The sequence below is a fragment of the Streptomyces sp. C10-9-1 genome (assembly GCF_024497955.1).
Taxonomy (GTDB): domain Bacteria; phylum Actinomycetota; class Actinomycetes; order Streptomycetales; family Streptomycetaceae; genus Streptomyces; species Streptomyces sanyensis.
Map to the genome: position 1 here is coordinate 102,918 of NZ_JANHKP010000001.1, position 13,287 is coordinate 116,204.

The 13,287-nt window shown below is 75.7% G+C and carries 13 protein-coding genes; 3 read left to right on the forward strand and 10 right to left on the reverse strand.

What is annotated here, in order from left to right; genetic code table 11:
• Positions 1 to 171 precede the first annotated feature (171 nt).
• The 3 genes from NPS70_RS00515 to NPS70_RS00525 all read left to right on the forward strand — a co-directional run bounded on the left by NPS70_RS00515 (position 172) and on the right by NPS70_RS00525 (position 3,112).
• Positions 172 to 1,359, forward strand: coding sequence for a PP2C family protein-serine/threonine phosphatase (locus NPS70_RS00515; protein ID WP_256521442.1), 1,188 nt, complete (start codon positions 172 to 174; stop codon positions 1,357 to 1,359).
• 212 nt (positions 1,360 to 1,571) lie between these two features.
• The gene (locus NPS70_RS00520) at positions 1,572 to 2,693 is read left to right on the forward strand and encodes a cation diffusion facilitator family transporter (protein WP_256521444.1); all 1,122 of its coding nucleotides are present in this window, start codon (positions 1,572 to 1,574) and stop codon (positions 2,691 to 2,693) included.
• A 62-nt stretch (positions 2,694 to 2,755) separates the two neighbouring features.
• Positions 2,756 to 3,112, forward strand: a complete 357-nt coding sequence (locus NPS70_RS00525; RefSeq protein WP_256521450.1) for a VOC family protein — start codon at positions 2,756 to 2,758, stop codon at positions 3,110 to 3,112.
• A gap of 31 nt (positions 3,113 to 3,143) precedes the next feature.
• Here NPS70_RS00525 and NPS70_RS00530 read toward each other — a convergent pair whose 3' ends face one another.
• From NPS70_RS00530 to NPS70_RS00575, 10 genes are all read right to left on the reverse strand, one after another.
• The gene (locus tag NPS70_RS00530; RefSeq protein ID WP_256521451.1) at positions 3,144 to 3,845 is read right to left on the reverse strand and encodes an SUMF1/EgtB/PvdO family nonheme iron enzyme; all 702 of its coding nucleotides are present in this window, start codon (positions 3,843 to 3,845) and stop codon (positions 3,144 to 3,146) included.
• Between the two features lie 86 nt (positions 3,846 to 3,931).
• Positions 3,932 to 4,531 (reverse strand): GNAT family N-acetyltransferase, encoded by a 600-nt coding sequence (locus NPS70_RS00535; protein WP_256521452.1) that lies wholly within the window; start codon positions 4,529 to 4,531, stop codon positions 3,932 to 3,934.
• Entirely contained in the window at positions 4,528 to 5,508 is a 981-nt protein-coding gene (locus tag NPS70_RS00540) for an LD-carboxypeptidase (RefSeq protein WP_256521454.1), read from the reverse strand. Before NPS70_RS00540 ends, NPS70_RS00535 begins: the two co-directional genes overlap by 4 nt.
• Positions 5,505 to 7,505, reverse strand: a complete 2,001-nt coding sequence (locus tag NPS70_RS00545) for a prolyl oligopeptidase family serine peptidase (protein WP_256521456.1) — start codon at positions 7,503 to 7,505, stop codon at positions 5,505 to 5,507. The genes NPS70_RS00540 and NPS70_RS00545 overlap by 4 nt, the downstream gene beginning before the upstream one ends.
• A 9-nt stretch (positions 7,506 to 7,514) precedes the next feature.
• Positions 7,515 to 8,855, reverse strand: coding sequence for a M20/M25/M40 family metallo-hydrolase (locus NPS70_RS00550; protein WP_256521459.1), 1,341 nt, complete (start codon positions 8,853 to 8,855; stop codon positions 7,515 to 7,517).
• The gene (locus tag NPS70_RS00555) at positions 8,848 to 9,687 is read right to left on the reverse strand and encodes a M55 family metallopeptidase (RefSeq protein ID WP_256521461.1); all 840 of its coding nucleotides are present in this window, start codon (positions 9,685 to 9,687) and stop codon (positions 8,848 to 8,850) included. The genes NPS70_RS00550 and NPS70_RS00555 overlap by 8 nt, the downstream gene beginning before the upstream one ends.
• Positions 9,688 to 9,851: 164 nt before the next feature.
• Positions 9,852 to 11,075 (reverse strand): ornithine--oxo-acid transaminase, encoded by a 1,224-nt coding sequence (gene rocD, locus NPS70_RS00560; RefSeq protein WP_256521463.1) that lies wholly within the window; start codon positions 11,073 to 11,075, stop codon positions 9,852 to 9,854.
• Positions 11,072 to 11,902, reverse strand: coding sequence for a dimethylargininase (gene ddaH, locus NPS70_RS00565; protein ID WP_256521465.1), 831 nt, complete (start codon positions 11,900 to 11,902; stop codon positions 11,072 to 11,074). The genes rocD and ddaH overlap by 4 nt, the downstream gene beginning before the upstream one ends.
• Positions 11,903 to 12,053: 151 nt before the next feature.
• Positions 12,054 to 12,575: an Lrp/AsnC family transcriptional regulator gene (locus tag NPS70_RS00570; protein ID WP_256521467.1), complete on the reverse strand. Its 522-nt coding sequence runs from the start codon at positions 12,573 to 12,575 to the stop codon at positions 12,054 to 12,056.
• A 236-nt stretch (positions 12,576 to 12,811) separates the two neighbouring features.
• Positions 12,812 to 13,258 carry an SRPBCC family protein gene (locus NPS70_RS00575; protein WP_256521468.1) on the reverse strand — a complete coding sequence of 149 codons (447 nt, stop codon included), beginning with the start codon at positions 13,256 to 13,258 and terminating at the stop codon, positions 12,812 to 12,814.
• Positions 13,259 to 13,287 lie beyond the last annotated feature (29 nt).

The window sequence follows — 13,287 nt, forward strand, 5'->3', positions numbered from 1 at the left end:
GTCCGGCCCGTAGACTCCGGCACCTGGACAACACCCGCGGTGCCGTGCCCGAGACGCCCCGGAGAACGGCAGCCCTCCCGACCGGCAGGCGTCGGCGCGGCCCCGACGCCGGCAGGTCACCGGGGGCGGCACGTACCCGCCTGCGCGGCCCCACGCTGCGCTGGAGAACTCATGACGATCTCGCGGACCCGCATCCGCCCGTGCCTCGCCCCGGCCCTGGAGGGGGTGCCGTTCGCCCTCCTGCTCCTGGACCTGCTCCTCGGGCCGGAGATACGGCTGGTGGAACTGCTCGCCGTGGTACCGCCGTTAGCCGCCCTGCACTCGTCGGCGGCCACCACGCTCCGGCTGGGCGCCACGTGCGCGCTCCTGGCCCTGGCGGCGCACGCGCTGGGCGGAGGGCCCGCCCGGCACGCGTACCCGGCCGTCACCGCGCTCGCCCTGATCACCCTCTGCTCCGCCTGGGCGGCGCACGCCCGGCTGCGCTCCACGCGGCGGCTCGCCGCCGTCCAGTCGGTCGCCTCGGCCGCGCAGGAGGTGATCCTCCGTCCCCCGCCGGCTCGCGTGGGGTCCGTCTCGATCGCCGCCTCGTACGTCTCCGCTGCCGCCTCCGCGGAGATCGGCGGCGACTTCTACGCCGTCGAGCCCGTGCGCGGCGGCGTCCGCCTCGTCGTCGGCGACGTCCAGGGCAAGGGGCTCGACGCGGTCCGCACCGCCGCGACCGTCCTGGCCTCCTTCCGCGAGGCCGCGCAGGCGACCGTGGACCTGGAGGCCGTCGGACGGAGCATCGAGTGCGCGCTCTCGCGGCGCACCGACGACGAGAAGTTCGTGACCGCCGTGCTCGCCGAACTCCGCGACGACGGAACGCTGACCCTGCTGAACCACGGCCACCCGGGACCGCTGGTGGTGCGCCGCGACGCAGGCGGGGAGGGCGGCCGCGGGGGCGTGGCCCACGGGGACGTCCCCCGCCGGGGCACGTCCGAGCCGGCGCGCTTCGGCCTGCCGCTCGGCCTCGGCCTGCCCGACACCGCGGAGCCCTCGCAGGAGCGTGCCGTCCTCGCCCCCGGGGACCGGGTGCTCTTCTACACGGACGGCCTCAGTGAGGCCCGGGACGCCTCGGGGGCCTTCTACCCCGTCCAGGCCTGCGCACCGCTGGTCCGCCACGGCACCCCGCAGGAGGCCCTCGACGCGGTGCGCCGCAGCGCGCTCAGCCACGCCGAGGGCCCGCTGGACGACGACTCCGCCCTGCTCCTGCTGGAGGCCGGCGCCCGCCGGGAGATCCCCCTGCCGCCGCTCGCCGGGGGCGTCGACGCCTCCTGCGCACTGTGCCCGGTGGAGGACTGCTCGGTCCGCACGCCGTGACACGGCCCCGGACCGGAACGCGGGCGCGCGCCCGCCGGAGGCCGCCCCGGGGCGACGGCACGGGCCACCGCCCGTGCCCGCCGTGCCGGGGGCCCGGGCGGCGCCGCCTCGGCGCTCCGGGGCACAGGACGCTGTTGCGCATGCATCGCACCTGGTCAGGCCGGGTACCACGGCTGTAGCCGCAAGGGGATTCCTGTGCCACGGTAGGCGTCATGGAGGGGAACCGGCACCACCACGAGCACGCGCACTCCCACCCCGGCGGCACGGACCGGCAGGGCCGCGCACCGCAGCACGGCCACCACCACGCGCACGGGCCCGCCCGGCGGCCGGCGGCGCGGCTGCGGCGGCGGGTCGCCCACCTGCTCACCCCGCACGGCCACGAGGCGGCCGACCGGGTCGACCCCGCCATGGAGGCCTCGCGGGAGGGGATGCGGACCCTCTGGCTGTCCCTGGCGGTGCTCGGTGCGACCACCGTGGTGCAGGCCGCCATCGTCGCCCTCTCGGGCTCCGTCGCGCTCCTCGGCGACACCGTCCACAACGCGGCCGACGCCCTGACCGCGGTGCCCCTCGGCATCGCCTTCCTGCTCGGGCGGAGGGCGGCCAACCGCCGCTACACCTACGGCTACGGCCGCGCCGAGGACCTGGCCGGGCTCGTCATCGTCGCCGTGATCGCCGCCTCGGCGGCCGTCGCCGCCTACACGGCCGTGGAGCGCCTCCTGCACCCGCAGGACGTGACCCATCTGTGGGCCGTCTGCGCGGCGGCCCTCGTGGGCTTCGCCGGGAACGAATGGGTGGCCCGGTACCGGATCCGCACCGGGCGCCGGATCGGTTCCGCGGCGCTGGTCGCCGACGGGCTGCACGCCCGGGCCGACGGGTTCACCTCGCTCGCCGTGCTGTTCGGCGCGGGCGGCGCGGCGCTCGGCTGGCGGTCGGCGGACCCCGTGGTGGGCCTGCTGATCACCCTCGCCATCCTGCTGGTGCTGCGCGACGCGGCCCGCGAGGTCCTGCGGCGGCTGATGGACTCCGTCGACCCCGCCCTCGTGGACCGCGCGCACACGGCGCTGGCCGGGGTCGAGGGGGTCCTCGCCACCGGTGGGGTGCGGATGCGCTGGATCGGCCACAGCCTGCGGGCCGAGGCCGAGATCGTGGTGGCGGCCGACCTCACGGTGGTGGCGGCGCACCGGGTGGCCGTCGCGGCGGAGCACGCCCTGCTGCACGCCGTCCCCCGGCTGACGGCGGCCACCGTCCACACCGACCACCCGCCGGCGGGGGACGACCCGCACGCGGCCCTCGTCCACCACGCCCGCGGGACGCCTCCGGCACCCGGTTCCTGAAGGCGGCCCCCGGCCCGGGGGAACCGTGCCGCGGACGGCGGGCTCCAACTACCCTCGCCCGTATGGAGATCCTCGGAACCACGATCCGCGTGTGCGTCGACGACCTGGACGCCGCGGCCGCCTTCTACCAGCGTCTGACGGGCGCACCGCCGCAGCGCTTCGAACGCGGCGGGGTGTCCGTCGCGGCGGTGGGGTGCTTCCTGCTGATGAGCGGCCCGGAGGAGGAGCTGGAGATCCTGCGCAAGGTCACGGCGACCATCGCGGTGGCCGACGTGGAGGAGACGCACGCCGTGCTCACGGGCAACGGCGCCCGCGTCCTGGCCGGTCCGGTGCCCACCCCCGCCGGGCGGAACCTGATCGCGCTGCACCCCGACGGCTCGGTGTTCGAGTACGCGGACCGCAGGGTCCCGGCCTCCTGAGGCGGCCCGGGGACGCGGCCGCCGGAAGGGCTCAGGCCGCCGCGTCCCGGGCCACCCGGAAGCCCACGTCGTCGATGCGCAGCGTCGGATGGCTGCGCCGCCGGACGGAGGCGCGGCAGCTCCAGTGCTCGTCGAACCAGCCGCCGCCGCGCAGCACCCGGTAGCTTCCGTAGACCTCGGGGTCGTACAGGTCCCAGCACCACTCCCAGACGTTGCCGAGCATGTCGTGCAGGCCCCAGGCGTTGGGGCGCCGGCCGCCGACCGGGCGGGGGGCGCCGCCCGCGTTGGCGCGGTGCCAGGCGATCTCGTCCAGCGGTCCGTAGCGGGCCTGCGCCGTGCCGGCGCGGCAGGCGTGCTCCCACTCGGCCTCGGTGGGCAGCCGGTAGCCGTCGGCCGCCGGGTCCCGCTCCACGGCGTCCGCGGCGTCCGCGACGCGGTAGGCGGGGGCGAGTCCCTCCCGGGCGGAGAGGGCGTTGCAGAAGGCGACGGCGTCCTGCCAGGAGACGCTCTCGACCGGCAGTGCGGGGCCCTCCGCCGCGCTCGGGCGGTCGCCGGTCACGGCCGCGTAGAGCTCCTGCGTCACGGGGTGGGTGCCGAGCAGGCAGGGGTCCACGTCGACGGTCCAGCTGCGCCGGGTACGGCGGTCCGAGAGGACGGCCCGCCCCGCCGGAACGGCCGTCATCAGCAGCCCTGTTGCGTTGGTGCCCACGCCCGTTGCCATGCCCGTTGCCATGCCTGGAGGATAGCCGGGGCGGATCCGGGTCCGCCCGCCGCGGGCGGGCCCGGCGGACGGCCGGACCCCTCGGCTGACGTCCCGGGTCAGCGGTGTGCTCCGGCGGCGTCCTTCCCGGTCGACTCCCGTGTGAGCGCCCAGCGTTCGTGGTCGCGCCAGGCCCCGTCGACGTGGAGGAAGTCGGGGGAGAAGCCCTCCAGCCGGAATCCGGCCGAGCGCACCAGGGCGAGGGAGGCGGCGTTGCCCGGCTGGATGTTGGCCTCCAGCCGGTGCAGCCCCATCGGGCCGAAGGCGTGGCCGACCACCAGCCGCAGCGCCTCCCCCATCAGGCCCCGGCCCGCGGCATGCGCGAAGGCGCCGTAGCCGAGGGCGCCGCACTGGAACGCTCCCCCGACGATGTTGTTGACGTTGACGAAGCCCGCGAGGGCCCCGGTCGGCCGCTCGCAGACCAGGAACCCCGCGCGCGCCGGGTCCTCGGTGAGGCGCCGGGCGTAGTCCGCGTACGCCTCCTCGGTCAGCGGGGGGAAGAGCCAGGGCCGGTGCAGGCCGGTGCTCTCGCGGGCGCGGGCGGTGAACTCCGGTCCGTCCCCCGGTGCGAAGGGCCGCAGGGCGACGCGGTGGCCCGCGGCCTCGTACACGGTGCCCTGCTCCCCCATGCCGGTCCGGCCCTCCTCCCGGTCGCTCATCTCAGCGGCGCGACGTCGAGCACCAGTCTGCACGCGTCGGCGTCCAGCAGCGCCGGGACCCCCAGCGGGACGGTGAGCGCACCGGGACCGTGCCCGAAGCCGAACTCCTCCACGACGGGCACGCCCAGCGGGCCGAGGCGGTCGAGCAGGACCGCGCGGACCTCCTCGTAGCGGCCGCAGTCGGCCCAGGAGCCCAGCAGGACGCCCGCGACGCCGGTGAGCCAGTCGGCGCGCAGCAGCTGGGTGAGCAGGCGGTCGATGCGGTAGTCGTCCTCGCCGACGTCCTCCAGGAGCAGCAGCCCACCGCGCGCGGAGGTCCGGGTGCCGGGGACACCGAGGTCGGCGGCGAGCAGCGCCAGGCAGCCGCCGAACGTGGTGCCGCGGGCGCGGCCCGGGACCATGGCCCGCGCCCCGGCGCGGGCTTCGACGACCCGTGCGCGCTCGGGGTCGAACAGGGTGGTGTGCAGGGAGGCACGGGCGGCGGCGTCCGTCAGGAAGGCCTCGGTGGCGGGCATGGGGCCGTGCAGGGTCGCCACGCCCGCCCGGACGGCGAAGGCCTCGTGGAGCGCGGTGGCGTCGCTGTAGCCGACGAAGGGCTTGGGGGGTGCGGCGCGGATCGCGTCCCAGTCGACGAGGTCGACCATGCGCTGCGCGCCGTACCCGCCGCGGGCGCTCAGGACGGCGGCGAACGCGGGGTCGCACCATGCCTCGGTCAGCTCCTGTGCCCGCAGCCGGTCCTCGCCCGCGAGGTAGGCGAGGTCGCGGTGGGCGGCGGGGGTGCGGGGCAGGGCGACGGGGTCCAGGCCCCAGTCGCGCAGGATGCGCAGCCCGGCCTCCAGCCGTTCGGGCGGGGGCGGTCCGCTCGGGGCGACGACGGCGACCCGGTCCCCGGGGCGCAGACGCGGCGGGCGGGTGAGCGCGCGGACGGCGCCGGGGCCCGGTGCGGGGGTGGGGGCGGCGCCGGGCGGCGAGGTCACGTGTGCAGCTCCAGAGGGGGGACGTCGGAGCGCGCCGCCCCGAACACCTGCGCGTAGAGCGCGAGTTCGGCTTCCAGCGCACGGACCAGGGTGCCGGCCCGGCGGAAGCCGTGGCCCTCCCCGGCGAAGGCGAGGTAGGCGTGCGGGACGCCCCGGCCGGCGATCCGGGCGAGGAAGCGCTCGCTCTGCGCGGGCGGGCAGACGGCGTCGTCGAGCCCCTGGAGCAGCAGGAACGGGGCGGTGACGCGGTCGGTGTGGTGGGCGGGCGAGCGCTCCCGGTACCGGGCGGGGTCCTCGGAGCGGGGGCCGACCAGGGAGTGGAGGTAGTGGGACTCGAAGTCGTGGGTCTCGTCCTCGGACCAGGTCTCCAGGTCCAGCACCGGGTACAGGACGGTCGCGCAGGCGTACAGGTCGGTGGTGGCGAGCGAGGCCGCGGCGGTCCAGCCGCCCGCGCTGCCACCGCGGATCGCCAGCCTGGCGGGGTCGGCCGTCCCCTCCTCGGCGAGTGCGCGGGCGACCGCCGCGCAGTCCTCGACGTCGACCACCCCCCACTGGCCGCGCAGCCGCTCGCGATAGGCGCGGCCGTAGCCGGTGGAGCCGCCGTAGTCGACCTCGGCGACACCGATGCCGCGGGAGGTGAAGTAGGCGATGCCCAGGTCCAGGGCGAGCGGCGCCCGGCCGGTGGGCCCTCCGTGGGCCCGGACCACGAACGGCGGCAGTTCCTCGCCCGGGGCCGTGCGGTCGGGGCTGTGCGGCGGGTAGACGCGGGCGTGGACGTCCCGGTCGCCCGGACCGGTGAAGGTGCGCAGCTGCGGTTCGGGGTAGTACGCGGGGTCGACCGGGTCGTCGTGGGGGCTGCCGAGGACGCGGGCGTGGCCGGTGCGGGTGTCGAGTTCCACGACCTCGTGGCCGCTGCGCGGGCTGGCGGCCACGCCGATGACGCGGTCGCCGCTGACGGCGAGGGTGGGCGACCACTCGGTCCAGGGGCCGGGCGCGTCGACGAGTTCCCCGGTCTCCGAGTCCAGGATGCCGAGGACGGCGGCGCCCCTGCCGTGGACGGTGGCGAGCATGCCCCCGGCCAGCGGGCGGAACCAGGCCGAGCCCAGCGTCCACAGGGGACCGGCGAACTCCTCCTCGCGGCCCGGGCAGAGGTCCCGCGGGGGGCCGAAGCCCCGGCCCTCGGGCCGCAGGCTCCGCAACTCCCACCAGCCGCCGGCGTCGGAGGCGTACACCAGGGAGCCGTCGTGCGCCCATGCGACCTGGGGGACGGACTCCCGGTCCCCGCCGGCGACCTGCCGGACCCCGGTGAAGGGGCCCTCGGCGGGGACGTCCGCGACCAGGACGCGGGTGCCGTCCCAGGGCATCCGGGGGTGGTCCCAGGCGATCCACGCGGCGCGCCGGCCGTCGGGCGAGCGCTGCGGGGAGGTCAGGAAGCGGTGCCCGTCGCCGCCGAGTTCGCGGACGGCCGCGCGGTCCCCGGCCGCCGAGCCGTCGAGGGGGACGGCCGCGATCACCCGGCGCAGCGCGGCGGGGCCCTCGCCGGTGAACTCCTCCAGGACGCACCACACCTCGCCGCGGTCGGGGTGGAGCTGCGGGTCGGCCCAGCGCAGTCCGCCGCCGACGGCCGAGAGGGGGGTCAGGGGGCGCGGCCGGGCGCCGGGGGTGTCCGGTTCGTAGGCGTACAGGCGCTGGTCGGGGAAGTGGACGAAGACGACCAGCGGACGGCCGCCGGCCGCGAGCGGGTCCCCGGCCCAGGGGTGGCCGCCGTACTCCATGACCCGGGAGCGGACGTTCCAGGGCGCCGGGAGCACCGTCTCCTCACGCCCGTCGGCGCGCAGCCGGACGAGCGTGCGGCGGCCGTCCTCGGCGGGGCGGGGCGCGGTCCACCACACCTCGGCGCCGACCGTGCCGAGGTGGTCGGGGTGGCCGTCGTGGGCCGCGGCGAGGCCCGAGCCGATCGGCGAGGGCCAGGTTCCGTAGGGGCCCGTGGGCACCATCGCGGCCTCCTAGGCGGTGCGCAGGTAGTGGTCGAGGACGCGGACGCCGAAGTGGAGGGCGTCCACGGGCACGCGTTCGTCCACGCCGTGGAAGAGGGCGCCGTAGTCGAAGCCGGGGGGCAGCCGCAGCGGGGAGAAGCCGTAGCCGGTGATGCCGAGCCGGGAGAAGTGCTTGGCGTCCGTGCCGCCTCCCAGGCAGAAGGGCACGGCGTGGGCGCCCGGGTCGAACTGCGCGAGGGCGGCTCGGAGTTTGGCGAAGGTCGGCGAGTCGACGGGCGCCTGGAGCGGGATCTCCCGGTGGTGGAACTCCCAGTCGACGTCCGGGCCGGTCAGGCGGTCCAGGGTCGCGGCGAACTCCTCCTCGGTGCCCGGCAGCATCCTGCCGTCGACGAGGGCGGTGGCCTTCCCGGGGATGACGTTGACCTTGTAACCGGCTTCCAGGAGCGTCGGGTTGGTGCTGTTGCGCAGGGTGTCCCGGACGAGGGCCGCGGCGGGGCCGAGGCGTTCCAGCAGCGCGTCCGCGTCGAAGCCGGGGTCCTGGACGTCGGCGTCGATGCCGTACAGCGCGGACAGTTCGGTCAGCGCGGCGCGCACCGTGGGGGTCAGGCGCACCGGCCAGCGGTGTTCGCCGATCCGGGTGACGGCGGCGGCGAGCCGGGTCACGGCGTTGTCCTGGTTGGCCTTGGAGCCGTGCCCGGCGCGGCCCCGGGCGGTGAGCCTCAGCCAGGCGGTGCCGCGTTCGCCCGCGCCGACCGGGTACAGGCGCTGCCCGCCCGCGTGGACGGTGAAGGCGCCGCACTCGCCGATGCCCTCGGTGCAGCCCTCGAAGAGCGCCGGGTGCTCGGAGGCGAGGTAGGCGGCGCCGTCGGCGGCGCTGTCCTCCTCGTCGGCGGTGTAGGCGAGGACGATGTCGCGGCGCGGCCGCACCCCGCCGCGGGCCCAGGCCCGGGCCACGGCGAGGACCATGGCGTCCGTGTTCTTCATGTCGACGGCGCCCCGGCCCCACACGACGCCGTCGCGGACCTCCCCGGAGAAGGGGTGGACGCTCCAGTCGGCCGCGTCGGCGGGGACGACGTCCAGGTGGCCGTGCACCAGGAGGGCGTCGGCGGAGGGGTCCGTGCCGGGGATGCGGGCGACGACGTTGGTCCGGCCGGGAGTGCGCTCCAGCAGCACGGGGTCGAGGCCGGCGTCGGCGAGGCGCTCGGCGGTGTACTCGGCGGCGGGGCGCTCCCGGCAGTCGCCGGAGCCGCGGTTGGTGGTGTCGATGCGGATCAGGTCCGAGGTGAAGGCGACCACCTCGTCGAGCGCGGTCCCGTCGACGGGCGAGGGCGCGGTGGTCTGCTCAGCCATAGCTCTCCTCCACGGCCGCGGAGACGATCGTGGTGACCGCCTTGAAGGTGCGGATGCACTCGTACATCGTGGGGCTGGTGTAGGCGACGCGGCGTTCGCCGCCGGTGGCGCGCTCCACGCCGGGGACGACGGTGGCGGCCGCGGCCAGGTGCTCGGCGTCGAACTCGACCTCGACGGTGAACGGCCCCTCCCGCACCGGCTCGTGGCGGACGGCGAGGGCGGTCGCCTCGCGGGCGGCGGCGCGGATCTCGGCGGCCGTCCGGGCGGGGGTGCGGCAGACGGCGGCGTAGCGCGAGACGTGGTCCTTGACGGCGACCTTCCGCGCCCCGGGCGCGTAGCGGAGGGCGTCCTCGCAGGTCAGGTCGTCACCCGTGACGAGGATGACGGGGACTCCGTACTCGGCGGCGACACGGGCGTTGAGCAGGCCCTCGCCCGCGCGGACGCCGTCGAGCCAGACACCGGTGACGGAGTTGGCGAGATAGGTGTGGGCCAGGACGCCCTCCTCGCCCGCGCCGGTGTGGTAGCCGACGAAGGCGATGCCGTCGACGTCGCCGTACTGGACGCCCTCGACCATGGAGAGCGACTTGTGGCGGCCGGTGAGCAGCTGCGCCCGCTCGTCGAGCCGTTCGAGGAGCAGGTTGCGCATCGTCCAGTGGGCCTCGTTGACGAGGACCTCGTCCGCCCCGCCGTCGAGGAAGCCGAGGACGGCCGCCTGGACGTCGGAGGTGAACAGCGCGCGGCAGCGCTCCCACTGGGGGGTGCCCGGGAGTACGTCGGCGGGCCAGGTCACCCCCGTGGCACCCTCCATGTCGGCGCTGATGAGGATCCGCAACTCTCGCTCTCCGTTCCGGCGGGTCCGGGACCGCGGGTCCCGGGGTGGGTCCGGGACCGCGAGTCTAGACCGCGGAGCGGGTCCGGGGCGGTGAGGACGGGCAGCCGGTGCGGCGCCGTGGCCGGGCAGGGCCGCCCGGGCGGGAGCCCGGGCGGCCGGGGGGCTCAGCGCAGGGACTTCTCCAGCGCGGCGAGGGCGGTGGCGAGTTCCTCCTCGGTGATGGTCAGCGGCGGCGCGATCCGGATGGTGGACCCGTGGGTGTCCTTGGCCAGGACGCCCTCGGCCATGAGGCGTTCGCTGATGCGCCGCCCGGTGCCGATGGCGGGGTCGATGTCGACTCCGGCCCACAGGCCGCGGGAGCGGAACCCGACGACGCCCTTCCCGAGCAGGGCGGTGAGGCCGTCCCTCAGGACCTCGCCCAGCTCGGTCGCCCTGCGCTGGAACTCGCCGGTGGCCAGGAGGTCCACCACGGCGGAACCGACCGCGGCGGAGAGCGGGTTTCCGCCGAAGGTGGAGCCGTGCTCGCCGGGGCGGAGCACGGCCATGACGTCGCTGCGGGCCAGGACCGCGGAGACGGGCACGATGCCGCCGCCGAGGGCCTTGCCGAGCAGCAGGACGTCGGGGCGCACCGATTCGTGGTCGACGGCGAGGGTGGTGCCGGTGCGGCCGAGGCCGGACTGGATCTCGTCGGCGATGAGCAGGCAGCCCGCACGGCGGGTCGCCTCGCGTACGCCGCCGAGGTAGCCGTCGTCGGGGATGACGACCCCGGCCTCTCCCTGGATCGGCTCGATGAGGACGGCGGCGGTGGTGTCGTCCAGGGCCGCCTCCAGGGCCGGGAGGTCGTTGTAGGGGACGACCCGGAAGCCGGGGGTGAAGGGCCCGAAGCCGCCGCGGGCGGTCTCGTCGGTGGAGAAGGAGACGATGGTGGTGGTGCGGCCGTGGAAGTTGCCGTCGGCCACGACGATGGTGGCCCGGTCGGGGGCGACGCCCTTGACCTCGTAGGCCCATTTGCGGGCGAGTTTGACGGCGCTCTCGACGGCCTCGGCTCCGGTGTTCATGGGCAGGACCGCCGGGAGGCCGGTGAGCTCGGCGAGCCCCTCGGCGAAGCCGGCGAGCCGGTCGTTGTGGAAGGCCCGCGAGGTGAGGGTGAGGGCGTCGAGCTGGCGGTGGGCCGCGGCGATCAGGTCCGGGTGCCGGTGGCCGAAGTTGAGCGCCGAGTAGCCGGCCAGCATGTCGAGGTAGCGCCGGCCCTCCACGTCCTCGACCCAGACGCCCTCGGCGCGGGCGACGACCACCGGGAGGGGGTGGTAGTTGTGGGCGAGGACTCCGTCCTCGGCGGCGATCAGCTCGGCGGAGGAGCGTCGGGTGCGTTCGGGCGTGAGTGTCATGGGCGGATCTCCAGAGTGCAGCACTTGACGCTTCCGCCGGCCTTGTGGAACTCGGAGAGGTCGACGGGGACGGGGTGGTAGCCGTGCTCGGCGAGCCGGTCCGCGAGGGCGCCGGCCTGCAGCGGCACCACGACGTTGCGGCCGTCGGAGACGGAGTTGAGGCCGAAGGCCATGGCGTCCTCGCGGGTCGCGGTCACGGCGTGGGGGAACATGCGCTCCAGCACCTCGCGGCTGCCGGGCGAGAAGGCGCCGGGGACGTAGCAGACGTTGGCCTCGCCGCCCCCGTGGCCGTCGTCGAGGACGAACAGGGCCGTGTCGAGGTGGTAGAGGTAGGGGTCCACCAGGGTGAGCCCGACGACGGGGGTGCCGAAGAACTCCTGCACCTCGCGGTGGGCGGCCGGGGTGGTGCGGAAGCCGGTGCCGGCGAGGACGAACCCTCCGACGGGGACGAGGTCGCCTTCGCCCTCGCACACCGACTCGGAGCGGTGGACGGTGTGCCCCGCGGCCTTGAACCACGCCTCGAAGGCGGGCTCCTCGCCCTGGCGCTGCGGGGCGTGGAAGCGGGAGGCGAAGATGCGCCCGTCGAGGACGAGGGCCGAGTTGGCGGCGAAGACCATGTCGGGCAGGCCCGGTTCGGGCCGGACGTGGTCGACGGTGTGGCCGAGGTCGAGGTAGGTGCGGACGAGGCCCTGCCACTGGGCGAGGGCGCGGTCCCGGTCGACGGGGGCCTCCCCGGTCATCCAGGGGTTGATGGCGTACTGCACGTCGAAGTACCGGGGTTCACAGACCAGGTAACGCCTGACGCGAGGCACACGCTGGGTTGGCACCGAAGGGGCCCTCCTGTCGTCGCGATATCCGGTGACGCATGTCCGGTGACAGCAACCACGGTAGGAATCGGGACGTACGGCGGACAAGAGACGACACTTGCGCATCTACGCAGGAATGCTGCGCGCTTGACTCCTCGGACGCAGGAATTCTTCAGGCGTCCCCGGTGGGGTCCGCTGCGGCCGCCGGGTCCTCGGGGGCCGCGAGCGCCGCGCCCGCCTCCGGGCTGGCGGTGAGCAGGTGGGAGAGCACCATGTAGCTGATCGTCTTGCGGATGAAGGGCTCCGCCCGGATGCGCTCCAGGACCTCCTCGAAGTGCTCCACATCGCGGGCGCGGACGTGCAGCAGGGCGTCGGCACCGCCGGTGACGGTCATCGCCGCCATGATCTCCGGGTAGTCGCGCACGACCTCGGCCAGCCGCCTGGGGGGAGCGGCGCTGTCGCAGTACACCTCGACGTACGCCTCGGTGCGCCAGCCGAGTGCGGAGGGGCGGACGGTCGTGGTGAAGCCGGTGATCACACCGTCCTCGCGCATCCGGTCCACACGGCGTTTGACGGCGGTGGCGGACAGGCCGACGGCCGCGCCGATCTCGGTGAAGCTGGTGCGGGCGTTCTCCACCAGGGCGGCGACGATCTTGCGGTCCAGCGCGTCGAACGGTACCGGGCGCTGCGTCATGGCGGTGTCCTCCCTGGTGCTGGTGCACTGCGGCGCGCGGACCCTACCGGACGGCGGAGGCGGCCGCGGGCCGGTACGGGCAGGGTGCCGGTGCACCGGGCGACCGGCCCGCGCACCGGCGGGGCGTTCGCGCACCGCGCGCCGTGATGCGACCGCGCCCCGGCGCGTGCCGGGGCGCGTCGACCGGAGCGCGGTCGGGACCACCCGATCCGGTGAGCCTCGCGGGGCCCCGGGGCTTACGCCTTCTCGACCTGGGCGGCGAGATTGGCCAGCAGGGCGTCGTAGATCCGCGCCAGGCCCTTGGGGGCGAAGGTCCTCTCGAAGAACCCGCCGATGCCGCCGGCACCGTTCCAGACGGTGGTCACCACGGCCCGGGACGCTCCGTCACCCGCGGGGGTGACCCGCCAGGTGGTGACCATGGAGGAGTTGCGGTCCTTCTCGACGAGTTCGCCGTCGGTCGGCTCGGTCACCTCCAGCAGGCAGTCGCGGACACGCTTGCTGGTGGCCTGGAGCTTCCAGTGCACCAGGGTGCCCTCGCCGTCGCCCCCCTCGCGGACCTCGTACTCGCTGAAGTGCTCGGGGAGGATCTTCGCGCGGGTGCCCTCGTAGTCGGCCAGAGCGTCGAACACCGTCTCCGCGTCCGCCGCGATGATCCGTTCCGTGGTCGCCTCGACCTGCGCCATTCCTTCTCCTCCAGCAGTCGCTCCAGCGG